This is a genomic window from Lentzea kentuckyensis (assembly GCF_002150765.1).
Lineage (GTDB): Bacteria > Actinomycetota > Actinomycetes > Mycobacteriales > Pseudonocardiaceae > Lentzea > Lentzea kentuckyensis.
On sequence record NZ_MUYM01000064.1, the window covers coordinates 21723 to 48237 of the forward strand.

General features: G+C 70.0%; 2 protein-coding genes. Both read left to right on the forward strand.

What is annotated here, in order from left to right:
• Window positions 1-2 precede the first annotated feature (2 nt).
• A complete protein-coding gene (locus B0F77_RS28500) occupies window positions 3-11399 on the forward strand; it encodes a type I polyketide synthase (RefSeq protein ID WP_425435737.1) in 11397 nt (3798 codons plus the stop codon).
• Between the two features lie 27 nt (window positions 11400-11426).
• Window positions 11427-26483 carry a type I polyketide synthase gene (locus tag B0F77_RS28505; RefSeq protein ID WP_086666087.1) on the forward strand — a complete coding sequence of 5019 codons (15057 nt, stop codon included), beginning with the start codon at window positions 11427-11429 and terminating at the stop codon, window positions 26481-26483.
• Window positions 26484-26515 lie beyond the last annotated feature (32 nt).

The window sequence follows — 26515 nt, forward strand, 5'->3', positions numbered from 1 at the left end:
CGGTGGAGAGCGCGATGAACCCACCCGCGGACGACTTCGTCGAGGCCCTCAGGGCGCAGCTCAAGGAGAACGAACGGCTGCGCAAGCAGAACCAGCAGCTCGTGGCCGCTCGGGTGGAGCCGATGGCCATCGTCGGAATGGCCTGCCGGCTGCCCGGCGGTGTCGAGTCGCCCGCGGACCTGTGGGATCTCCTGGCCGACGGTCGCGACGCCATCTCCGGGTTCCCGGCCGACCGCGGTTGGGACCTGTCCGGGCTGATCGGGACCGAACCCGGCCAGAGCGTGACCGGCTCGGGTGGGTTCGTCACCGACGTGGCGGGTTTCGACGCGGACTTCTTCGGGATCGCCCCGCGGGAGGCGCTGGCGATGGACCCGCAGCAGCGGCTCTCGCTCGAGGTCGCCTGGCAGGCGCTCGAACACGCCGGCATCGACCCCACGACGCTCACCGGAAGCCAGACCGGTGTGTTCGTCGGGGCGTCCGCCGGCGACTACGACGCGATGTCGGACGGAACCGAGGGCTACAACCTGACCGGTGGTTCGATGGCGGTCGTCTCCGGCCGGCTGTCCTACCTGCTGGGCCTGGAAGGTCCGGCGGTCACGGTGGACACCGCGTGTTCGTCGTCGCTGGTGGCCCTGCACTGGGCGAGTCAGTCGCTGCGGCAGGGGGAGTGCGATCTGGCGCTGGTCGGCGGTGTGGCGGTGCTCTCCACGCCGGGGGTGTTCGTCGAGTTCTCCCGGCAGGGCGGACTCTCCGCCGACGGCCGGTGCAAGACGTTCTCCGAGGCCGCCGACGGCACCGGATGGGCCGAGGGTGCCGCGATGGTGGTGCTGGAACGACTGTCCGACGCCAAGCGCAACGGACATCGGATTCTGGCCGTGGTGCGCGGTTCGGCGGTGAACCAGGACGGCGCCTCCAACGGCCTGTCGGCGCCGAACGGCCCGTCTCAGCAACGGGTGATCCGCAGCGCCTTGAAGCGGGCGGGGCTCGCCACGTCCGACGTGGATGTGGTGGAGGCGCACGGCACGGGGACGACGCTGGGTGATCCGATCGAGGCGCAGGCGTTGCTCGCGACCTACGGCCAGGACCGGGAACGGCCGGTGCTGGTCGGGTCGATGAAGTCGAACCTCGGTCACACGCAAGCCGCGTCCGGTGTCGCCGGTGTGATCAAGATGGTGCAGGCGTTGCGCCGTGGTGTGGTGCCGCGGACGTTGCACATTGATGAGCCGTCGTCGCATGTGGACTGGTCGACGGGTTCGGTCGAGTTGTTGTCGCAGGCCGTTTCCTGGCCGGAGATGGATCGTCCGCGTCGTGCCGGTGTGTCGGCCTTCGGTGTCAGCGGGACGAACGCGCATGTGATTCTGGAGCAGGCCGAGCCGGTGGACGTGCCGGTGTCGGTGGACGTGCCGGTGGTGCCGTGGGTGGTGTCGGCGAAGTCGGTGTCGGCGCTGGCGTCCCAGGTCGAGCGCATCCGGTCCGTTGAGGACTCTCGGGTCGATGTCGGCTGGAGCCTGTTGGGCCGTTCGGTGTTCGAGCACCGGGCCGTGTTGCTGGCGTCCGACGACGGTGTCGTTGAAGTAGCCCGCGGTGTGGCTGTTCAGCATCGGGTGGCGTTCCTGTTCTCTGGTCAGGGTTCGCAGCGTCTGGGGATGGGCCGGGGGTTGTACGAGCGGTTCCCGGTGTTCGAGGCTGCGCTGGACGAGGTGCTGCGGCGGTTTGATCCGGTTCTTCGTGAGGTGATCTGGGGTGCGGATCAGGATCGGTTGAATCGGACGGAGTTTGCTCAGCCTGCGTTGTTCGCGGTCGAGGTGGCGTTGTACCGGTTGCTTGAGTCGTGGGGTGTTCGCCCGGAGTTTGTGGGTGGGCATTCGATCGGTGAAGTGGCTGCCGCGCATGTCGCTGGTGTGTTGTCTCTCGATGACGCTTGTGTGTTGGTTGGTGCGCGGGCGAGGTTGATGCAGGCGTTGCCTGAGGGTGGGGCGATGGTGGCGGTGCAGGCCACCGAAGCCGAGGTCGTGCCGCACTTGACCGAGGGTGTGTCGATCGCGGCGGTGAACCGGGCCGACTCGGTGGTGATCGCGGGCGAGGTGTCCGCTGTGGACGGTGTACTGGCGGCGTTTGCCGATCGCAAGACCTCGCGGTTGCGGGTGTCGCATGCGTTCCATTCGCCGTTGATGGAGTCGATGCTGGAGGACTTCGCCGAGGTCGTCCGGGGCTTGTCGTTCGGTGAGCCGCAGATCGCGGTGGTGTCGAACGTGACCGGTGCGCTCGTGACCGACGAGCTGGGTGCGTCGGAGTATTGGGTGCGGCATGTGCGCGAGACCGTGCGGTTCGCCGACGGCGTCCAGACGCTGACCGATGCCGGCGCGACGATGGTCGTGGAGCTGGGGCCGGACGGTGTGTTGTCGGCGTTGATCGACGATGTGCCGGCGGTGCCGTTGCTGCGCAAGGATCGTGACGAGGAAACGGCCCTGCTGACCGCGCTCGGACGCTTGTACGTCAACGGGGTTGACGTCGGCTGGCGGGGAGTGGTTCCCGCGGGGCGGTTGGTGGACCTGCCGACCTACCCCTTCGAGCGCGAACGGTTCTGGCCGACGGGATCACCGGTCGCGGCCCTGCCTGGTGTGAGTGCCGCGGACCTGGTGCTGTCGGGAAGCATCGCCGAACGCACCAGGGCCATGGTCGACGTGGTGCGTGCCGAGACCGCGGCGGTGCTCGGACATGCCAGCGCCGATCGCGTCGCCGTCGGCAGGGCGTTCGGAGATCTTGGCTTCGACTCGCTGATGGCGGTCGAGCTGCGCCGCCGGCTGGCCACGATGACGGGCGTGGACCTCGCCGCCACCGCGGTGTTCGACCATCCCACCCCCAGTGCGATGGCGGGTCACCTCGCTGCCCTGATGCTCGGCCACGACGCCGACACCGACCGGCCCTTCTCGCTCCGGACGGTGTCGGCCGACGATCCGATCGCGATCGTCGGGATGGCGTGCCGCTACCCCGGCGGCATCGGCTCACCCGACGACCTGTGGGACCTCGTGTCCGGCGGCGTCGACGGGATCAGCTCGTTCCCCACTGATCGGGGCTGGGACCTGGACGCGCTGTCCGGGACGGGTTCCGGCCGCAGCACGACCGGCGCGGGTGGCTTCCTCACGGACATCGCCGGGTTCGACGCCCGCTTCTTCGGGATCTCGGCACGTGAGGCGCTCGCGATGGACCCGCAGCAACGACTGCTGCTGGAGGTGTCGTGGGAGGCGATCGAACGGGCCGGCATCGACCCCGCCTCCCTGCGCGGCAGCCACAGCGGGGTCTTCGTCGGCACCAACGGTCAGGACTACGGCAAGCTCCTGATCACCGCGGACGACGACGTCCTGGGGCACGCGGGTACCGGTCTGGCGGCCAGTGTCATGTCCGGGCGGGTGGCCTACGCGCTGGGGCTCGAAGGCCCTGCCGTCACCGTCGACACCGCGTGTTCGTCTTCACTGGTGGCGCTGCACTGGGCGGCCCAGGCGTTGCGCAAGGGCGAATGCTCGCTGGCGCTGGCCGGTGGCGTCAACCTGATGTCCACCCCGGACGCGTTCGTCGGTTTCTCCCTGCAGGGCGGCCTCGCGCCGGATGGCCGCAGCAAGTCGTTCGCGGACACCGCGGACGGCGTCGCGTGGGCAGAGGGCGTCGGAATGCTGCTGCTGGAAAGGCTTTCCGACGCCGAACGCAACGGTCACCGGGTGCTGGCGCTCGTGCGCGGCTCGGCCGTGAACCAGGACGGCGCCTCCAACGGCCTGACCGCGCCACACGGCCCTTCTCAGCGCAGGGTCATCCGCCAGGCGCTGGCCGACGCGAGGCTGCGAACGTCCGATGTGGACGTTGTGGAAGCACATGGCACCGGAACGGCCCTCGGTGACCCGATCGAGGCGCAGGCACTGCTGCGGACCTACGGGCAGGACCGCGAACAGCCGCTGATCCTGGGCTCGATCAAGTCGAACATCGGTCATGCCCAGGCGGCGGCGGGTGTCGCCGGTGTGATCAAGATGGTGCAGGCCGTGCGTAATGGCGTGGTACCGAAGACGTTGCACGTGGACGCGCCGTCGTCCAAGGTCGACTGGTCGGCAGGAGCGATCGAACTGGCGACCGAGCAGACCGCGTGGCCGGAAACCGGACGCCCCCGGCGCGCCGCCGTGTCGTCGTTCGGCGTCAGCGGGACGAACGCGCACGTCATCGTGGAGCAGTTCGAGACACCGGACGTGCCGAGCTCGTCCGATCTGCCCGTCGTTCCCTGGTCGATCTCGGCCAGGTCGGAGTCGGCGCTGGCGTCCCAGGTCGAACGACTCAGGGCCGTTGAGGACTCTCGGGTCGACGTCGGATGGTCGTTGTCCGCAAGGAGTGTGTTCGAGCATCGCGCGGTGTTGCTGGCGTCGGAGGGTGGCGTTTCCGAGGTTGCCCGTGGTGTGGCGGCCGGTCAGCGTGTGGCGTTTGTGTTCTCTGGTCAGGGTTCGCAGCGGGTGGGGATGGGCCGTGGTCTGGCTGAACGGTTCCCGGTGTTCGCTGCCGCGTTGGACGAGGCTCTTGGTCATTTCGAACCTGTTGTGCGTGAAGTGATCTGGGGTGCGGATCAGGATCGTCTGAACCGCACGGAGTTTGCTCAGCCGGCGTTGTTCGCGGTTGAGGTGGCGTTGTTCCGTTTGCTGGAGTCGTGGGGTGTGCGCCCTGATTTTGTGGGTGGGCATTCGATCGGTGAGGTGGCCGCCGCGCATGTCGCGGGTGTGTTGTCGCTGGCTGATGCCTGCACGCTGGTCGACGCGCGTGCACGACTGATGCAGGCGTTGCCCGAGGGTGGGGCGATGGTGGCGGTGCAGGCCACCGAAGTCGAGGTCGCGCCGCACCTGACCGACGGTGTGTCGATTGCGGCGGTGAACCGAGCTGACTCCGTGGTGATCGCGGGCGAAGTGTCTGCTGTGGACGGCGTGCTGGCGGCGTTCGCCGATCGCAAGACCTCGCGGTTGCGGGTGTCGCATGCGTTCCATTCGCCGTTGATGGAGCCGATGCTGGCGGAGTTCGCCGAGGTCGTTGCTGGCTTGTCGTTCGGGGATCCCCGCATTGCGGTGGTGTCGAACGTGACCGGTGCACTGGTCACGGATGAGCTTGCTGCGCCGGAGTATTGGGTGCGGCATGTTCGGGAGACGGTGCGGTTCGCCGACGGCGTCCAGGCCTTGACCGATGCCGGTGTGACGATGTTCGTGGAGCTGGGTCCGGACGGTGTGTTGTCGGCGTTGATCGACGATGTGCCGGCGGTGCCGTTGCTGCGCAAGGAACGCGACGAGGAAACCACGCTGCTCACCGCGCTCGGCCGGTTGCACGTCGAAGGTGTCGACGTCGACTGGCGGCGGGTGGTTCCCGCAGGGCGGTTGGTGGACCTGCCGACCTACCCCTTCGAACACGAGCGGTTCTGGCCCGTGATCGACAGCGCGCCGGACGTCGACTCCTGGCGCTACGGCGTGGACTGGCTGTCGGTGCCCACGACGAACGCCGAGGTGCCGTCAGGTCGATGGCTGGTGGTCGTCCCGGAGGATGGTTCCGGTGCCGACCGGGTGATCGAGGCGCTGGGGACCGAGGTCGACTGCCAGACACTGGGCGATCCGATCGATCCGTCCCGGTCCTACGCGGGTGTGCTGTCCCTTCTGGACACCGTGGAGTCGACGCTGCTGCTGGTTCAGGCAGTGCTCGCCGCCGGCCTCGAAGCGAAGTTGTGGTGTGTGACCCGAGGCGCGGTGGCGGTGGACGAGAACGACCTGGTCGCCGATGCCGGGTTGTCCATGGTCTGGGGCCTGGGACGAGTGGTGGCACTGGAGTGCCCAACGATGTGGGGCGGCCTGGTCGACCTGCCGGTGGAGATCGACGAACGGATCGTGGAGGGCCTTCGATCGGTGCTCGGCGGGAGCGAGGACCAGGTCGCGGTCAGGACCACCGGCGTTTTCGGTCGCCGGTTGGTCCGCGCGGCCGCTCCCACGGGCGACAGCTGGCAACCGCGCGGGACCGCTCTCATCACCGGGGGAACCGGTGGACTGGGTGCCTACCTGGCCCGCTGGCTCGCCCGCGACGGTGCGGAGCATCTCGTGCTGGCGTCGAGGCGTGGACCGGCGGCGCCTGGCGCGAACGAGCTCCGCGAAGAGCTGGAGGGCCTGGGGGCACGGGTCACCATCGTCGCCTGTGACGCCGCGGACCGGGACGCGGTCGCGAGCGTCCTCGCTGCCATCCCGGCCGAACTGCCGTTGGCCGCGGTGTTCCACGCCGCGGGCGTGGTGGCGGGCAACGCCGGAGTGGAGTCGCTGACGCCGGCCGATCTCGAAGGTGAGATCCGGGCGAAGGTGACGTCGGCCTGGCACCTGCACGAGCTCACCAAGGACATCGAGCTGGACGTGTTCGTGCTGTTCTCCTCCATCGCCGGCATCTGGGGCACGGGCGGGCAGTCCGGCTACGCGGCGGCGAACGCCTACCTCGACGGACTCGCGGAGTACCGGAAGGGCCGCGGCCTCCCGGCCACGGCGGTCGCCTGGGGTGCGTGGGCCGAAGCCGGCATGGCCGCCGATCCCGAGGTCGGGGAGCATCTGCGCAAGCGCGGCGTGCTGCCGATCCGGCCGGACGCGGGAATCACCGCGTTGCGACGGGCGATCGAGGCGGGCGACACCGCGGTGACGGTGTCCAACATGGACTGGGCGCGGTTCGCCCCCGGTTTCACGGCCGCACGGCCGAGTCCGCTCCTGGCGGAGATTCCCGAGGTCGCCGAGGCCCTGGTGGTCAAGGGCATCGGTGAGGACGCCGCGTTGCGGCGCGACCTCGTCGTCCTGTCCGAGCCCGAGCGACGGCAGCACCTGCTGGATCTGGTCCGCACGACCGCGTCGGCCGCTCTCGGACGCGGCGATGTCGACGAGGTCCCACCGGACAAGGCTTTCCGCGAACTCGGGTTCGACTCGCTGACAGCGGTCGAACTGCGCGGCAAGCTGGTTGGCGCGACCGGCTTGAACCTGCCGACCACTTTGGCATTCGACTACCCGTCCGCGGAGGTGCTCGCCGAGTATCTCCTCGGGGAGTTGTTCGGGACCGGACCTGACGAGCCCGCGTCGGCGGAACCGCTGTCCGGCCCGGTGGCGGGCGACCCGGTCGTCATCGTGGGCATGGCGTGCCGCTTCCCCGGCGGTGTCGGCTCGGCCGAGGAGTTGTGGCACCTCGTCGCGTCCGGAACGGATGCGATCGGCGACTTCCCGGCCGATCGCGGCTGGAGGGTGGAACCGGGCCTGAGCGCGACGACCTCCGGTGGGTTCCTGCGGGACATAGCCGGGTTCGACGCGGGGTTCTTCGGTCTCTCGCCGCGTGAGGCGCAGGTGATGGATCCGCAGCAGCGGTTGCTGCTGGAGACGTCGTGGGAGGCGCTCGAAGACGCCGGGATCGACTCGCGCGCGGTGCGGGGCAGCCAGACGGGTGTCTTCGTCGGCACCAACGGCCAGGACTACGCGACACTGGTGGAGAACGCGGTGGAGGACGTCGGCGGGATGGCGGGAACCGGCCTGGCCGCCAGTGTTCTTTCCGGCCGCGTGTCCTACACGTTCGGATTCGAGGGTCCGGCGATGACGATCGACACGGCGTGTTCCTCCTCGCTCGTGGCGTTGCATCTCGCCGCACAGGCACTCCGTCTCGGGGAGTGCTCGCTCGCGTTGGCCGGCGGTGTCACCGTGATGTCCACACCGGACGCTTTCGTGGAGTTCACCAGGCAGGGAGGCCTGGCACCGGACGGCCGCTGCAAGCCGTTCTCCGACGAGGCGGACGGCACGGGCTGGTCGGAAGGCGTGGGCGTGCTGGTGGTCGAACGGCAGTCGGACGCCGAACGCAACGGGCATCCGATCCTGGCCGTGCTGCGCGGAAGCGCGGTCAACCAGGACGGCGCGAGCAACGGCCTGACTGCGCCGAACGGGCCGTCGCAGCAGCGGGTGATCCGGCGAGCGCTGGCCACCGCCGGATTGTCACCGTCCGATGTGGACGCGGTCGAAGCACACGGCACCGGTACGACGCTCGGCGATCCGATCGAGGCACAGGCCCTCGTGCAGGCCTACGGGCAGGATCGGGAACGGCCACTGCTGCTCGGCGCGATCAAGTCGAACATCGGTCACACCCAGGCGGCCGCCGGCGTCGCGGGCGTGATCAAGATGATCATGGCGATGCGCCACGGCATGCTGCCGAAGACGTTGCACGCCGGCACTCCGTCGTCGCATGTGGACTGGTCGGCCGGCGCGGTGCGGCTGCTGTCGGAGAACACCCCCTGGGAGACCGCCGGCAGGCCGAGGCGGGCCGGGATCTCGTCGTTCGGGCTCAGCGGGACGAACGCCCACGTCATCATCGAACAGCCGGAAGCCGTGGCGGAGCAGGAGTTCTCCGACCAGGCGGTCGTGCCGTGGGTCGTGTCGGCGAAGTCCGAACCCGCGTTGACGGACCAGATAGGCCGTCTGCGCGAAGTCGGCGCACCGCGCGGCGACGTCGGCTGGTCGTTGCTGACCAGGTCGGATCTCGACCACCGGGCCGTTCTGCTCGCGACCGACGGTGGCATCACCGAGGTCGCCAGAGGTGTCCCCGCGAAGCAGTCCCCTGCCCTGTTGTTCCCTGGGCAGGGCTCGCAGCGCATCGGCATGGGAATGGAGCTGTACCACCGTTTCCCGGTGTTCGCGGAGGCGCTGGACGAGGTGCTGCGGCACCTGCCGGCCGATGTGCGCGAACGGATGTGGGGCTCGGCGGCCGACGAGCTGAACCAGACAGGTCACGCCCAACCGGCGTTGTTCGCGGTGGAGGTCGCACTCTTCCGGCTCCTGGAGTCGTGGGGGATCGTCCCCGGCTTCGTCGGTGGTCACTCCGTCGGCGAGATCGCGGCGGCGCATGTCGCGGGCGTGTTCTCACTGCCAGACGCCTGCCTGCTCGTCGAGCACAGGGCGAGGCTGATGCAGGCGCTGCCGGCGGGCGGCGCGATGGTCGCGATCGCCGCGACCGAGGCCGAAGTCGTGCCGCTGCTGTCCAGCGAGGTGTCGATCGCCGCGGTCAACGGCCCGTCGGCGCTGGTGATCGCCGGCCGGGAAGCCGCCGTCTCCGAGGTGGCGGCCCGGTTCGAGGGACGCAGGACGACCAGGCTTCGGGTCTCGCACGCGTTCCACTCGCCGCTGATGGAACCGATGCTCGACGACTTCGCCGAGATCGTCGCGGAGGTGGGTTTCAGCACACCGGCCATCCCGATCGTCTCGAACCTGACCGGTGGCCTGGTGTCGGACGAGCTGTGCGCACCGGAGTACTGGGTCCGGCACGTGCGGGAGACCGTGCGGTTCGCCGACGGGGTGCGAGCGCTGACCGACGCCGGCGCGACCCTGTTCCTGGAGGTGGGACCGGGCAGTGCGCTGGCAGCCCTGGCCGACGAGGCGACCGTGGTGCCCACGTTGCGCGGTGACCGGGGCGAGGAGGTCGCCCTCCTGACCGCGCTCGCCAAGGCACACGTCGCCGGTGTTCCGGTGGACTGGCGGCGGATCGTGCCCGCCGGGCGCCGGGTGAAGCTGCCCGGCTACGCCTTCCAGCACCAACGCCTCTGGCTCGAACCGGCCGCCGTCGAACCGGCGCGGCACGACACGTTGTTCCGGGTCGGCTGGGCCGAGCTGCCCGTCGGCGACGCGGCGGTGGGCGACGACGTGGTGTTCCTCCGGCAGTCCACCGGCGGTGACGTCGTCGGAGGCCTGCACGACTCCGTTCGCGCGGTGCTGCGGGCGATCCAGGACCGGCTCGCCGCCGACCACCCGGACACCGCCCGGCTCGTCGTGGTGACCACCGGGGCCGTGGCCGCCGGGCAGAGCGACGAGATCACCGGGATCGCGGACGCGGGCGTGTGGGGCCTGGTCCGTTCGGCCCAGTCCGAACATCCCGACCGATTCCTGCTGGTCGACCTGGACGGGGACGAACGTTCGGAGCACATCCTCCGCGCCGCGGTCGGTGCTGCTCTCGGCCGGAACGAGTCGCAGCTGGCGATTCGGGAAGGCGTCGTCCTGGTGCCACGTCTGTCCCGTGTGGACGAAGCACCGGCGGCGGCCGAGCAGCGGGAGCTGTCCGGAACCGTGCTCGTCACCGGCGGCACGGGCGCTCTGGGCGGTGTGATCGCGCGTCACCTGGTGACGACTCGTGGGGTGCGCAGCCTCCTGCTGACCAGCCGCCGGGGACCCGAGGCACCGGACGCGCTGCGACTGGCCGCGGAGCTGACCGAGCTGGGCGCCGAGGTCAGGGTCGTCGCCTGCGACATGGCGGACCGGCAGGACGTCGCCAAGCTCATCGCCGACGTGCCGGCCGAACATCCGCTGGCCGGTGTCGTTCACGCCGCGGGCATCGTGGACGACGGCGTGGTCGCCACGATGACCGATGACCAGATCGACGAGGTCCTGCGAGCCAAGGCCGACTCGGCGTGGTACCTGCACGAGCTGACGCAGCACCTGGATCTCGGGCTGTTCGTGCTGTTCTCCTCGGCGGCGGGTGTGCTGGGTGCTCAGGGACAGGCGAACTACGCGGCGGCCAACACCTTCCTGGACGCGTTGGCGCAGCGACGGCGTGCCGGCGGACTGGCCGCGACGTCGCTCGCGTGGGGCCTGTGGGCACAGCGCTCCGGCCTCAGCGGCAACCTGACCGGCGCGGAACTCGCCCGGCTCAGGCGAAGCGGCGCCATCGCACTGGAAACCGGGCAGGGACTGGAGCTCTTCGACGTCGCGACCGCGATGGAGGACGCGCTGGTGGTCCCCTCGCCACTGGATGTGCGCGTGCTGTCGGCCGGTGACGTGCCCGCGTTGTTGCGGGATCTGGTTCCTGCCACGCAGGCCGCGGCCGAGGACGTGCGTCCGGCCGGTCCTTCTCTGGCGGAGCGGCTCGCCGGACTCGCCCCGGACGAGCGGGATCGGGTGCTGCTCGACCTCGTGTCCAGCCACGCGGCGACCGTGCTCGGCCTCGACTCGCCCCGCCTGGTCGACCCGCAGCGGGGTTTCCTGGAACTCGGGGTCACCTCGCTGACCGCGGTGGAACTGGGCAACCTGCTCGCGGCCGACGCCGGTGTCCGCCTGTCCAGCACGCTGGTCTTCGACCACCCGACCCCCGCCGCACTGGCCAGGCACCTGAGGGCGGAGCTCGACGCGGAGGAGACGCCGGCTGTCGGCACGCTCCTCGCCGAGCTCGAGAACGCGGCAACCGGACTGTCCATTGAGGACAAAGAGAACCTGCTCCTGCGCCTGAACGATCTGCAGCGGAAACTCCTCGGCTCCACCGAGCCGCCGGACGACTCGGCTCTGGTGCTCGCGGACGCGAGCGACGACGAGATGTTCGCCCTGATCGAAAAAGAACTCGGCCTCGGCTGAGTTCGATCCACCCTGGAGGAACCACCCATGGCGAGCACCGAGGACAAGCTCCGCGACTACCTCAAGCTGGTCACCACCGATCTCCAGCAGACTCGCAGGCGGCTGCAGGCGATCCAGGACTCGGACACCGAGCCGATCGCCATCGTCGGCATGGCCTGCCGGTTTCCGGGTGGTGCCGACTCACCGGAGAAGCTGTGGTCCCTGCTGGCCGGTGGGCAGGACGCGATGTCGGAGTTCCCCCGCGACCGCGGCTGGGACGTCGAGGGGCTCTACAGCCCGGATCCGGACGACCGCGGCAGGACCTACTGCACCCGCGGCGGGTTCGTGCACGGCGTGACCGAGTTCGACGCGGAGTTCTTCGGGATCTCGCCGCGTGAGGCGCTGGCGATGGACCCGCAGCAGCGGCTGCTGCTGGAGGTCGTGTGGGAGGCGATCGAACGCGGTGGCATCGACCCGGTCACGTTGCGCGGAAGCCTGACGGGGACGTTCATCGGTTCCTACGGCACCGGTTACGCGTCGGGCGCGGACGTGCCGGAGTCGGCCGAAGGCCATCTGATGACGGGTATCTCGACCAGTGTGACGTCCGGCCGGGTCGCCTACCTGTTCGGGCTGGAAGGCCCGGCGATCACCGTGGACACCGCGTGTTCGTCCTCCCTGGTGGCCCTGCACTGGGCGGCCCACGCGCTGCGCAAGGGCGAGTGCACCCTCGCGCTCGCGGGCGGCGTCACCGTCATGCCCACGCCGGACCTGTTCGTGGAGTTCTCCCGCCAGCGCGGTCTCGCCGCGGACGCGCGGTGCAAGGCGTTCGCCGACGACGCGGACGGTACGGCCTGGGGTGAAGGCGCCGGAGTGCTGGTGCTGGAACGACTTTCCGACGCCCAGCGCAACGGCCACCCGGTGCTCGCCGTGATCCGCGGCTCCGCGATCAACCAGGACGGCGCGAGCAGCGGTCTCACCGCACCGAACGGGCCGGCCCAGCAGCGCGTGATCCGGGCGGCGCTGGCGCAGGCCGGATTGTCGGCGTCCGATGTGGACGCGGTGGAGGCGCACGGCACGGGTACCCCGCTCGGTGATCCGATCGAGGCGCAGGCGTTGCTCGCCACCTACGGCCAGGACCGGCCCCGGCCGTTGTTGCTGGGATCGGTGAAGTCGAACATCGGGCACACCCAGGCCGCCGCGGGCGTGGCGGGCGTGATCAAGATGGTGCTGGCGATGCGGCACGGCGTCGTGCCGCAGACCCTGCACGTCGGCCAGCCATCGTCCCATGTGGACTGGGACGCTGGAGCGGTCGAACTCGCGCGCGAGAGCACCGAATGGCCGCAGGCCGATCGGCCGCGCCGGGCGGCGGTCTCCGCGTTCGGCATCAGCGGAACCAACGCGCACGTGATCCTCGAACAACACCAGCCGGTGGAGGACCCCGAGCCTTTCGCGGGCGCGATGGTGCCGTGGGTGGTGACGGCGAGGACCCCGGTCGCGTTGACCGAGCTGCTCGACGGTGTGCGGTCGGCGGACGGATCGAAGACCGATGTGGGCTGGACTCTGGCTGGTCGTTCGGCGTTCGAGCATCGCGTCGTCCTGCTGGCCTCGGACGAGGGCGTGGTGGAGATCGCCAGGGGATCCGCGGGCGGCGGGGCTCTGGGCTTCGTCTTCTCCGGTCAGGGTTCGCAGCGACTGGGCATGGGACGTGAGCTGTACGGCCGGTACCCGGTGTTCGCGGCGGCGATCGACGAAGTGCTGAGGCACTTCGGTTCCGACGTGCGCGACGCGATGTGGGGCGAGGACCAGGAACGGCTCAACCGCACGGAGTTCACCCAGCCGGCGTTGTTCGCGTTCGAGGTGGCGTTGTTCCGGCTCGTGGAATCCTGGGGAGTGGTGCCGGACTTCGTCGGCGGGCACTCGATCGGCGAGGTCGCTGCCGCTCACGTCGCCGGTGTGTTGTCCCTGTCCGACGCCTGCACTCTTGTCGAGGCGCGGGCACGGCTGATGCAGGCGTTGCCCTCCGGGGGCGCGATGGTGGCGGTGCAGGCCACCGAGAACGAGGTCGCCGCCCACCTGACCGAGGGTGTGTCGATCGCCGCCGTGAATCGTGCCGACTCGGTGGTGATCGCGGGTGAAGTGTCCGCTGTGGACGGTGTGCTGGCGGCGTTCGTCGACCGGAAGACCTCGCGGTTGCGGGTGTCGCACGCCTTCCACTCGCCGTTGATGGACCCGATGCTGGCGGACTTCGCCGACGTCGTCCGGGGCCTGTCGTTCGCGCGCCCGCGACTGAGGTTCGTGTCGAACCTGACCGGCGGCCTCGTCACCGACGAGGTGTGCGAGCCGGAGTACTGGGTGCGGCACGTCCGGGAGACCGTCAGGTTCGCCGACGGAGTCCGCACCCTGACGGAGAACGGTGTGGCGGCCGTCCTCGAACTGGGGCCGGACGGTGTGCTGTCCGCACTCGCGGACGACCTCCCCATGGTGCCCTCACTGCGCAAGGACAGCGGTGAGGAGACCTCGCTGCTGACCGCACTGGCCCGGCTGTTCGTGCACGGTGCGGCGGTGGACTGGCGCCGGGTGATCCCGGCCGGTCGGCTGGTCGACCTGCCGACGTACGCCTTTCAGCGGGAGCGGTTCTGGCTCGGCCGTTCGGCGACCGCGACGGCAGATCTGACGTCGGCCGGGTTGAGCTCGACGGCACACCCCCTGCTCGCGGCGACGACGATCGTGGCCGGTTCGGACGAGGTCGTGCTGTCCGGGCGGTTGTCCCTGGCGACCCACGCCTGGCTCGCCGATCACGAGATCATGGGACGCGTGCTGTTCCCCGGCACGGCGTTCGTCGAACTGGCGGTACGGGCGGGCGACGAGGTCGGGTGCACCGCGATCGAGGATCTGACGGTGGCCGTCCCGCTGGTGCTGCCGGAGTCCGGTGCGGTCCAGCTCCAGGTCTGGGTCGGGGCCGCCGACGAGGCCGGACGGCGCGAGGTGCGCGTGCATTCGAGGGCCGCCGAGGACGCGGAGCAGGAGTGGACCCGGCACGCCACGGGAACGCTCGGCGCTGAACTTCCGCCGGCGCTCGCCGACTTCGGCGCCTGGCCGCCCGCCGGGGCGGAGCCGGTGGACCTCGATGGCCTCTACGACGGAATGGTCGACGCCGGCTTCGCGTACGGGCCGGCGTTTCGCGGCCTGCGTGCGGTGTGGCGTGGCGGCGACGAGGTGTTCGCCGAGGTCGCCCTCGACGACGACGTCTCCGGCGCGGACACGTTCGGGGTGCACCCGGCGCTGCTGGACGCCGTCCTGCACGCGAGCGTGTTCCTCGACGGAATCGGCGGGGGTCTGCCGTTCTCCTGGGAGGGCGTGTCGTTGCGGGCCGCGGGTGCTCGCGCGGTGAGGGTCCGGATGTCGCGGACGGGCGAGAACGCGGTGTCACTGGTGCTCGCCGACGAGTCGGGTTCGCTTGTGGCGTCGGCCGAGTCGCTGGTGCTGCGTTCGGTGACGCCTGAGCAGTTCGCCGGGGTGGCGGACAGCATGTTCCGGGTGGACCGGGTGCCCGTCACGTCGCGTTCGGTGGAGACTCCGGTCGTCGTGACCGGTATGGACGTCTCCGCGCTCGACCACGAGCACGCGGGTCCTGTCCTGGTCGTCGTGGACGACGATCAGGAGGACGTGGTCGGCGCCGCACACGAGAGCGCGCGTCGTGTGCTGGAACTGATCCGGCACTGGCTCGCGCGGGACGACGTCGCCGGGGCGCGACTGGTCTTCGTGACTCGCGCCGGCCTGGGGGCGGCCACGGCACGGGGGCTGGTCCGGTCGGCGATGTCGGAGCATCCAGGGCGGTTCGGCCTGGTCGAACTGGCGGAAGGTGAGTCGCTGCCGACGGCGCTGGATCCGGACGAACCCGAGGTGCTGATCTCCGGCGGCCGGCTGTTCGCGCCGCGACTCGTCCGCGTCCCGGTCACTCGGACCGAGGCCGGCTGGGACCCGGACGGTGCGGTGCTGATCACCGGAGGAACCGGCGGCCTGGGCGGCCTGCTCGCCCGGCATCTGGTGACCAGGCACGGAGTTCGTCGCCTGGTGCTGACCAGCCGAGGCGGACAGGCGCCCGAACTGGCCGCCGAGTTGACCGCACTCGGGGCAGAGGTCGTGGTGCGCGCGTGTGACGTGTCGGATCGCGCCGCGCTGGCGAGCCTGCTGGCCGAGCACCCGTGCGCCGCCGTGATCCACACGGCGGGTGTGCTGGACGACGGCCTGGTGGAGTCGTTGACGCCGGACCGGCTGGCCGCGGTGTTGCGGCCCAAGGTGGACGGCGCGTGGCACCTGCACGAGCTCACCGCGTGGCTGGGTGTGCGGAAGTTCGTGACGTTCTCCTCGGTCGCCGGTGTGTTCGGTGCGGCCGGGCAGGGGAACTACGCGGCGGCCAACGTGTTCCTGGACGAGCTGGCGCGGTACCGGCGTGAGCTGGGATTGCCGTCGGTGTCGCTGGCGTGGGGTTCGTGGGCGCAGTCCACTGGTATGACGGCGACACTGTCCGAAGCGGACATGGAACGCATGGCACGGTCGGGAATGCCGCCGCTGTCGGTCGAACAGGGCCTGGCCCTGTTCGACGCGGCCATGGCGGCGGACGAGCCCGCGCTCGTTCCCGTGCGGCTGGAGCTGTCCGCGCTGCGTGGGCTCGGCGACGTGCCGCCCTTGCTGCGGGGGATGATCCGGCTGCCGGTCAGGCGATCGGCGGTGGTGTCCTCGGGATTCGCCGGAAGGCTGGCGGGCCTGGACGCCGCCGGGCAGCAGAACCTCCTGCTGGAGCTGGTGCGCGGGCAGGTCGCGCAGGCCCTGGGCCATTCCGAGGCCGGCAGGGTCGACCCGGAGCGAGAGTTCCGTGCGCTGGGATTCGACTCGCTGACGTCGGTGGAGCTGCGCAACCGGCTGGCCGCGGAAACCGGCGTCAGGTTGCCCGCGACCCTGGTGTTCGACTACCCGACACCTGCCGCGCTGGCGGTCTTCCTCCGCGAGGAGCTGACCGGAGCGCAGGACGACCTCGCGCCGTCCATCGTCCCGACTCTGTCCACTTCGGACGATCCAGTCGTCGTGGTCGGGATGTCCTGTCGCTATCCCGGTGGCATCTCCTCGCCGGAGGACCTGTGGCGCGTGGTCCTGGACGAGCGGGACGTGATCTCCGACTTCCCGGCCGACCGCGGCTGGGACCTCGAGAGCGTCTACCACCCGGATCCCGACCGGGCGGGAACCACCCACGTTCGGCAGGGCGGGTTCCTGCACGACGCGGGGTTGTTCGATCCCGGCTTTTTCGGGATGTCGCCGCGGGAAGCGCTGGCGACGGACTCGCAGCAGCGGTTGTTGCTGGAGGTGTCGTGGGAGGCGGTCGAGCGGGCGGGCATCGACCCGCAGTCGTTGCGGGGCAGTCAGACCGGCGTGTTCGCGGGTGTGATGTACAACGACTACAGCGCTTTGCTGGGCGGAGACGAGTTCGAGGGGCTCCGAGGTACCGGTAGCTCGCCGAGCGTGGTGTCCGGCCGCGTGTCCTATGCGCTGGGCCTCGAAGGACCGGCGGTGACGGTGGACACGGCGTGTTCGTCCTCGCTGGTGACCGTTCACCTTGCCGCTCAGGCGCTGCGCGCGGGGGAGTGCTCGCTGGCGCTGGCCGGTGGTGTGACGGTGATGTCGACACCTGAGGTCTTCGTGGAGTTCTCGCGTCAGCGCGGGCTGGCGCCGGACGGCCGCTGCAAGTCGTTCGCGGACGCGGCCGACGGTGTGGCCTGGTCCGAGGGCGTCGGCGTGCTGGTGCTGGAGCGGTTGTCCGATGCTCGGCGCAACGGGCACCGGGTGCTGGCGGTGGTGCGGGGTTCGGCGGTGAACCAGGACGGTGCCTCGAATGGGTTGACGGCGCCGAACGGTCCGTCGCAGCGGCGGGTGATTCGGCAGGCGCTGGCGAGTGCGGGGCTGTCCCCGGCCGACGTCGATGTGGTGGAGGCCCACGGTACGGGAACCACTCTGGGCGATCCGATCGAGGCGCAGGCGTTGCTCGCGACGTATGGTCAGGATCGGGATCGGCCGTTGTTGCTGGGGTCGGTGAAGTCGAACCTCGGTCACACGCAGGCCGCCGCCGGTGTCGCGGGGATCATCAAGATGGTGCAGGCGTTCCACCACGGTGTCGTGCCCAGGACGATGCACGTGGACGAGCCGTCGTCGCATGTGGACTGGTCGGCTGGCGCGGTGGAGCTGTTGTCGCAGGCGGTTTCCTGGCCGGAGGTGGACCGTCCGCGCCGGGCGGGTGTTTCCTCGTTCGGGATCAGCGGGACGAACGCGCACGTGATCCTGGAGCAGGCCGAACCGGTGGACGTGCCGGTGTCGGTGGTCGTGCCGGTGGTGCCGTGGGTGGTGTCGGCGAAGTCGGCGTCGGCGCTGGCGTCCCAAATCGAGCTTGTTCGCTCCGTTGAGGACTCGCGGGTCGACGTGGGCTGGTCGTTGCTGGGGCGTTCGGTGTTCGAGCATCGGGCGGTGTTGCTGGCGACTGACGCCGGTGTCGCTGAGGTGGCTCGCGGTGTGGCGGCCGGCCAGCGTGTGGCGTTTGTGTTCTCTGGTCAGGGTTCGCAGCGGGTGGGAATGGGCCGTGGTCTGGCCGAGCGGTTCCCGGTGTTCGCTGAGGCGTTGGACGAGGTGCTGTCGCGGTTTGATCCGGTTCTGCGTGAGGTGATCTGGGGTGCGGATCAGGATCGGTTGAACCGTACGGAGTTTGCTCAGCCTGCGTTGTTCGCGGTTGAGGTGGCGTTGTTCCGTTTGCTGGAGTCGTGGGGTGTTCGCCCGGAGTTTGTGGGTGGGCATTCGATCGGTGAGGTGGCCGCCGCGCATGTCGCGGGCGTGTTGTCTCTCGATGACGCCTGCACGCTGGTCGGTGCGCGGGCGCGGTTGATGCAGGCGTTGCCCGAGGGTGGGGCGATGGTGGCGGTTCAAGCCACCGAAGTCGAGGTCGCGTCGCACTTGACCGAGGGTGTGTCGATCGCGGCGGTGAACCGTGCCGGTTCGGTGGTGATCGCGGGCGAAGTGTCTGCTGTGGATGGTGTGCTGGCTTCGTTCGCTGATCGTAAGTCGTCGCGGTTGCGGGTGTCGCATGCGTTCCATTCGCCGTTGATGGAGCCGATGCTGGCGGAGTTCGCCGAGGTCGTCGGTGGCTTGTCGTTCGGGGAGCCCCGCATCGCGGTGGTGTCGAACGTTACTGGCGCGTTGGTGACCGATGAGCTTGCTGCGCCTGAGTATTGGGTGCGGCATGTTCGGGAGACGGTGCGGTTCGCCGACGGCGTCCAGGCCTTGACCGATGCCGGTGTGACGATGTTCGTGGAGCTGGGCCCAGACGGTGTGTTGTCGGCGTTGATCGACGATGTGCCTGCCGTGCCGTTGCTGCGCAAGGAACGCGACGAGGAAACCACGCTGCTCACCGCGCTCGGCCGGTTGCACGTCGAAGGTGTCGACGTCGACTGGCGGGGAGTGGTTCCCGCAGGACGGCTGGTCGACCTGCCGACCTACGCCTTCGACCACGAACGGTACTGGCCGACGGGATCGGCGTACTTCAGCGACGTGTCGGCGGCTGGGCTCGGTCGTACGAATCACCCGTTGCTCGCTGCTTCCGTGTCGATGGCGGGTTCGGATGAGGTGGTGCTGACGGGCAGGTTGTCGCTGTCGGCGCAGCCGTGGCTGGCTGATCACGTGGTGGGGGAGCAGGTGTTGTTCCCCGGTGCTGGTTTCCTGGAGCTCGCGGTGCGGGCGGGCGACGAGGTGGCGTTCGGTCAGGTGCGGGAACTGACGCTGTCGGCGCCGCTGGTGCTGCCGGACAGTGGCGGTGTTCAGGTCCAGGTTCACGTCGGCGGCCGTGAGGAGGCGGGCGTCCGTCCGGTGACGATCCATTCACGGCCGGACGGCTCGGATTTGCCGTGGGTCGAGCACGCGGCGGGTGTTCTCACCGACGAAGCCACCGTTGCGGTTGGCGATGTCGCCGAGTGGCCGCCGGCCGGAGCCGAGGATGTTGATCTGGAAGGGTTCTACGAGAACCTGGACGAGGCTGGGCTTCGTTACGGGCCGGCGTTTCGGGGCCTGCGTTCGGTGTGGGCGCGCAATGGTGAGGTTTTCGCCGAGGTGGTCCTGCCCGGTGAGCCTGGGGAGTTCGGGATTCACCCGGCGTTGCTGGACGCGGTGTTGCACGCGGGTGGGTTCCTCGAAGGACTCGGCGGTGGCCTGCCGTTCTCCTGGGAGGCGGTGTCGCTGCACGCCACAGGTGCTCGTGCGGTGCGGGTTCGGCTGTCGGGCCTGCCCAACGGCGGCTTTTCCCTGGCGATCGTCGATGAGTCGGGCGAGCCGGTGATGACGGTCGGGTCGCTGGTGTTGCGTCCGGTGCCGGACGGCCGGTCCTTGCCAGGGCAGGACGGCTTGTTCCGGATCGACTGGGCCCCGCTGGGCCTTCCGGCCGCGGTGTCCCCGGACGACGTCGTCCTGGTGCCCGTGGAGGGTGACGACGAAGACGTTGCCGGTGCCGCGCATCGGCTGGCGGCGCGGGTGTTGGAGCAGGTTCAGCTGGGGTTGACCACACAGGCCTCTCGGGTGGTGTTCGTGACGAGGGGTGGTGTGTCGGTCGCGGCGGTCCGTGGTCTGGTGCGGTCGGCGGTGTCGGAGCATCCTGGCCGTTTCGGGCTGGTGCACGTGGAGTCGGGTGAGGCCGACGAGGCTTTGCTGCTGGCAGCCGCGGGCTCGGGAGAGTCCGAGGTGGTGGTGCGGGACGGGGAGTTGTTCGCTGCTCGGCTGGCGCGGATCGCGCCGGTGGCGGACGACGACCTGGGTTGGGATCCCGACGGCACTGTGCTGATCACTGGTGGTTCCGGTGGTCTTGGACGGGAGTTGGCCCGGCACCTGGTGGTGCGGCACGGGATGCGGCATCTGGTGTTGGTGAGCCGCAGCGGAGTGGCCGACGCGGTGTTCGTGGCGGAGTTGGCCGCGCATGGTGCCGAGGTCTCGGTCGTGGCGGGCGATGTGGCCGATCGCGGTGAGGTCGCGGCGTTGCTCGCCGGCGTGTCGGCGGATCATCCGTTGACGGCGGTGGTGCATGCGGCCGGAGTGCTGGACGACGGCGTGCTGGAGGCGTTGACACCGGATCGGCTGGCTGGGGTGTTGCGGCCCAAGGTGGATGGCGCGTGGCACCTGCATGAGCTCACCGCGGATCTTGGTCTGCGGGGGTTCGTGACGTTCTCGTCGGTGGCGGGTGTGTTCGGTGCGGCCGGGCAGGGGAACTACGCGGCCGCGAACGTGTTCGTGGATGAGCTGGCGCGGTACCGGTGTGAGCTGGGGTTGCCCGCGGTGTCGCTGGCGTGGGGCCCGTGGGCCACGGGTATGGCCGCTGCCGTGGACCTCGAATGGATGTCGCGGTCGGGCATGCCACCGTTGTCGGTGGAGCAGGGGCTGGCGTTGTTCGACGCGGCTCTGGTCGCCGACGAGCCGGTGGTCGTGCCGGTGTTGCTGGACTTGCCGCGGTTGCGGGAGTTCGGTGAAGTTCCGGAGGTCCTGCGCGGACTGGTCCGAGGCCCGGTCCGGCGGTCCGCCGCGGGTGCGACGGGTGGTTTGGCGCAGCGGCTGCGCGGACTGCCGGCGGACGAGCGGCGGGCGGCCGTGCGCGAGGTCGTACTCACCGAGGTGGCTGCCGTCCTGAGCCATCCCGACACCTCGACGGTGGACCTGAGCAAGGACTTCCGCGCGCTGGGGTTCGACTCGTTGACGGCGGTCGAGCTGCGCAACCGGCTGGCGGCGGTGACGGGGGTACGGCTGCCCGCGACGCTGGTGTTCGACTACCCGACCGTCGACACGCTGGCCGTCTTCCTGCTCGCCGAACTGACCGGCGGAGAGGACGCCGTGGCGACACTGCCGCCTGTCGTGGCGGTGACCGATGATCCGATCGTGATCGTGGGGATGGCGTGCCGGTATCCGGGTGGGGTGTCGTCGCCGGAGGATCTGTGGCAGCTGGTGGTCGAGGGCAGGGACGCGGTGTCGGGGTTCCCGGTGAATCGCGGCTGGGACTTGGAGAGTTTGTTCGATCCGGATCCGGATCACGCGGGGACGTCGTACACGCGGTCAGGCGGCTTCCTGCACGACGCTGGACTGTTCGACCCGGAGTTCTTCGGGATGTCGCCGCGGGAAGCGTTGGCGACGGACTCGCAGCAGCGGTTGCTGCTGGAGACGTCCTGGGAGGCCGTCGAACGAGCGGGCATCGACCCGCAGTCGTTGCGGGGCAGCCAGACCGGCGTTTTCGCGGGTGTGATGTACACCGACTATGTGATGGTGCTGTCCGGTGGTGATTTCGAGGGGCATCAGGGGAGTGGGACGGCTCCGAGCATCGCGTCGGGCCGGGTGGCGTATTCGCTGGGGCTTGAAGGTCCGGCGGTGTCGGTGGACACGGCGTGTTCGTCGTCGTTGGTGGCGTTGCATTGGGCGATGCAGGCGTTGCGGGCGGGGGAGTGCTCGTTGGCGTTGGCCGGTGGTGTGACGGTGATGTCGACGCCGGGTTCGTTCGTGGAGTTCTCGCGTCAGCGTGGGTTGTCTCCTGACGGCCGGTGCAAGGCGTTCTCGGACCGTGCGGACGGTGTGGGCTGGTCCGAGGGTGTGGGCATGCTGGTGCTGGAGCGCTTGTCGGACGCGAAGCGCAACGGGCACCGAGTGCTGGCGGTGGTGCGTGGTTCGGCGGTGAACCAGGACGGTGCGTCGAATGGGTTGACGGCGCCGAATGGTCCGTCGCAGCAGCGGGTGATCCGTCAGGCGCTGGCCAGTGCGGGGTTGTCCACGTCCGAGGTGGACGTGGTGGAGGCGCACGGAACCGGCACGACCCTGGGTGACCCGATCGAGGCACAGGCGCTGCTCGCGACCTACGGTCAGGACCGGGATCGGCCGTTGTTGCTGGGCTCGGTGAAGTCGAACCTCGGCCACACCCAGGCCGCCGCAGGCGTCGCGGGGATCATCAAGATGGTGCAGGCGTTGCGCCACGGTGTGGTGCCGAAGACGCTGCACGTCGACGAGCCTTCGTCGCATGTGGACTGGTCGGCTGGCTCGGTCGAGCTGTTGTCCGACACGGTGTCCTGGCCGGAGGCGGACCGTCCGCGGCGGGCCGGTGTCTCGTCGTTCGGGATCAGCGGCACGAACGCGCACGTGATCCTGGAGCAGGCCGAGCCGGTGGACGAGCCGGAGCCGGTGGACGTGCCGGTGGTGCCGTGGGTGGTTTCGGCGAAGTCGGAGTCCGCGCTGGCGTCCCAGGTCGACCGTGCTCGGTCCATTGAGGACTCCAGGGTCGATGTCGGCTGGAGTCTGCTGGGTCGTTCGGCTTTCGGACATCGGGCGGTGTTGCTGGCGTCCGATGACGGCGTCGTCGAGGTGGCTCGTGGTGTGGCCGCAGGTCAGCGTGTGGCGTTCCTGTTCTCGGGACAGGGTTCGCAGCGCCTGGGGATGGGCCGGGGGCTGTACGAGCGGTTCCCGGCGTTCGCGGCCGCGCTGGACGAGGTTCTTGGTCATTTCGACCCGGCTTTGCGTGATGTCGTCTGGGGCGCGGACGCGGAGCTGTTGAATCGGACGGAGTTTGCTCAGCCCGCGTTGTTCGCGGTTGAGGTGGCGTTGTTCCGGCTGCTGGAGTCGTGGGGTGTTCGCCCTGGTTTCGTGGGTGGGCACTCGATCGGCGAAGTGGCCGCCGCGCACGTCGCGGGCGTGTTGTCGCTGGCCGACGCCTGCACCTTGGTTGGCGCGCGGGCGCGGTTGATGCAGGCATTGCCCGAGGGTGGGGCGATGGTCGCGGTGCAGGCTGCCGAAGCCGAGATCATGCCGCACCTGACCGACGGCGTGTCCATCGCGGCGGTGAACCGGGCTGACTCGGTGGTGATCGCGGGCGAAGTGTCCGCTGTGGACGGTGTGCTGGCGGCGTTCGCTGACCGGAAGACCTCGCGGTTGCGGGTGTCGCACGCGTTCCACTCGCCGTTGATGGAGCCGATGCTCGCGGAGTTCGCGGCGGTGGTGGAGGGCTTGTCGTTCGGAGAGCCCCGCATCGCGGTGGTGTCGAACGTGACCGGTGCGCTGGTGACCCATGAGCTGGGCAAGCCGGAGTACTGGGTGCGGCACGTGCGGGAGACCGTGCGGTTCGCCGACGGCGTCCAGGCGCTGACCGAGGCCGGCGCGACGGCGTTCGTGGAGCTGGGGCCGGACGGTGTGCTGTCGGCTCTGGTGGACGAGAGCCTGGCGGTGCCGTTGCTGCGCAAGGACCGTGACGAGGAAACCACGCTGCTCACCGCACTCGGCCGGTTGCACGTCAACGGGATCGACGTCGACTGGCGGCGGGTCGTTCCCGCTGGCCGGCTGGTCGATCTGCCGACCTACGCCTTCGACCACGAGCAGTTCTGGCCGGTGGGTTCGGTTGTCGGAACCGACGCGTCGGGGCTGGGCCTGGATTCGCTGCGGCATCCACTGCTGGGCGCGGCGGTGCCGGTCGCGGGCTCGGACGAGGTGGTGCTGACCGGACGGCTGTCGCTGTCGACCCATCCCTGGCTGGCCGATCACGTCATCTTCGGTCAGGTCCTGGTGCCGGGTGCGGCGATCGCCGAACTCGCCGTTCGCGCGGGCGACGAGGTCGGCTGCGGCCGCATCGGGGAGCTGACGATCGCCGCGCCCCTGGTGTTGCCGGAACAGGGTGCCGTGCAGGTTCAGCTGTGGGTGGGTGCGCCGGATGACGGCGGAACCCGTGAACTGCGACTGCATTCACGCCCTGCCGGCACGACCGGTGAGTGGGTTCAGCACGCGACCGGCCTGCTCACCAGCGACACCGGGGGTGCGGACTCTCGACTGGACGGACCGTGGCCGCCCGCGGGGCTCGAACCGGTCGACGTGGCCGGGTGTTACGACGCCTTCGCCGACGCCGGCTTCGCCTACGGTCCGGCTTTCCAGGGACTGCGTGCGGCCTGGCGTGGTGAGAACGGTGACCTGTTCGCGGAAGTCGCCTTGCCTGACGCGCTGCGCGACGGTGCCGAGGCGTTCGGCATCCACCCCGTGCTGCTCGACGCGGCGTTGCACGCGCTCGTGCTGGACGGAGGCGAAGAAGGCCAGGGCGGGCTGCCCTTCTCCTGGGAGGGCGTGTCGTTGTACGCCGCCGGCGCCTCGGTGCTGCGGGTGAGGCTGTCGAAGACCGAGTCGGGCGCCGTGTCGCTGGTCATGGTCAACGAGTCAGGCGCACTCGTGCTCGCCGTCGACTCGCTCGTGCTGCGCGCGGTGGACGCGAAACAGCTCGGTGCGAACAACGACGCGTTGTTCCGGACCGGGTGGGTGCCGGTGTCCTCGACCAGCCCGGCCGAGCCGGTCGCGGTGATCGGCTCGGTGGCCCTGGGACTCGACGTGCCGGTGCACGACTCTCTGGACACGGTGCCGGACGGCCTGGTCGTGGTCGCCGTGGAGGGTGACGCCGAGGATGTGGTGGGCACAGCGCACTCGCGTGCGTCGGAAGTGCTGGCCATGGTTCAACAGTGGTCGGGTCAGGAGCGCTCCGCCGGCTCACGGCTGGTGTTCGTGACGAGCGGCGGCGTGTCCGTGGCGACCGTGCGCGGTCTGGTGCGCACCGCGATTTCGGAGCATCCCGATGCGTTCGGGTTGGTGGACCTGGATTCCACGGGCACCGATCCCGCCCTCCTGCTGGAGGCCCTCGGCACGGACGAGCCCGAGTTGGTGGTGCGCGACGGCCGGGTCCTGGCGCCCCGGCTGACGCGAATGCCCGTCACCCCGGACTTGCCGCCGTCCGGATGGGATCCGGACGGGACGGTGCTCATCACCGGCGGCATGGGCGGTCTGGGCGCCGTGTTCGCGAGGCATCTGGTGGTCGAACACGGGGTGAGGCACCTCGTCCTGGCCGGACGGCGGGTGCCGGACACCGCGGATGAGCTGATCGAGTCACTGACGGAGCTCGGCGCCGCGGTGCGCGCGGTGCCCTGTGACGTCTCCGACCGGGACGCGCTGGCGAGGTTGCTGGCGGAGATCCCCGCCGCCCACCCGCTGACCGCGATCGTGCACACCGCGGGTGTGCTGGACGACGGCGTCATCGGCTCCCTGACCCCGGAGCGGTTGCGGAACGTCCTGCGGCCCAAGGTGGACGGCGGGTGGCACCTCCACGAACTGACCGCGGGGCTTGATCTCCGTGCCTTCGTGGTGTTCTCGTCGGTGGCGGGCGTGTTCGGCGCGGCCGGACAGGGCAACTACGCCGCCGCCAACGCGTTCGCCGACGAGCTGGCCCGGCACCGCCAGGATCTCGGCCTGCCGGCGACCTCGCTGGCCTGGGGTCCCTGGACGCCGGAGGTGGGCATGACGACCGCGCTCTCCGACGAGGACCGGAGCCGCATGACGCGGTCGGGAACGGGCCTGCTCTCCGTGGCACAGGGACTCGCCCTGTTCGACGCGGCCATGGCGGCGAACGAGCCGGTGGCCGTTCCGGTGCTGCTGGATTTGCCGGCCCTGCGCGCGACGGGTGAGCTTCCGGCTCTCCTGCACGGATTGGTCCGCACGTCGGTGCGACGGCCTGTGATCAGTTTCGCCGGACTGGCGGACCGGCTGCAGGGCCTGACGGGTGAGGCACGACGAGAGGTCCTCCTGGATCTCGTCAGCGCGCAGGTCGCGTTCGTGCTCGGACACGCCGGTGGGACGACGGTCGATCCCGACCGGCAGTTCCAGGACATGGGGTTCGACTCGATGACCTCGGTCGAGCTCCGCAACCGGCTGGGCGGGGAGACCGGCCTGCGCCTGCCCGCCACGTTGCTGTTCGACTACCCGACGCCCGCCGATCTCGTCGAGCACCTCGCCGGCCGGTTCGGGTCCACCTCGGCCGACGAACCGGAGTCCGTCCTGGCGGCGGTCGAGGCCTTGGAACGGTTGCTGTTCGCGCAGGCTCTCGACCTGAAGGTGCACAGCCAGGTGGCCGGCCGCCTCGACGTTCTGCGGGCGAGGCTGGCCAGCCCGGCCGGAGGGCCGGCGGCAGAGGTCGATCTCGACTCGGCGACCGACGACGAAATGTTCGCGCTGCTGGACGAACTCGCGGAGCCCTGATTCCGCGAATGCGGTGAGCGATAAAAATTTCG

Coding starts and splice junctions, on each gene's coding strand:
- B0F77_RS28505 (WP_086666087.1), top strand. CDS start 11,427: ATGGCGAGCACCGAGGACAAGCTCCGCGACTACCTCAAGCTGGTCACC.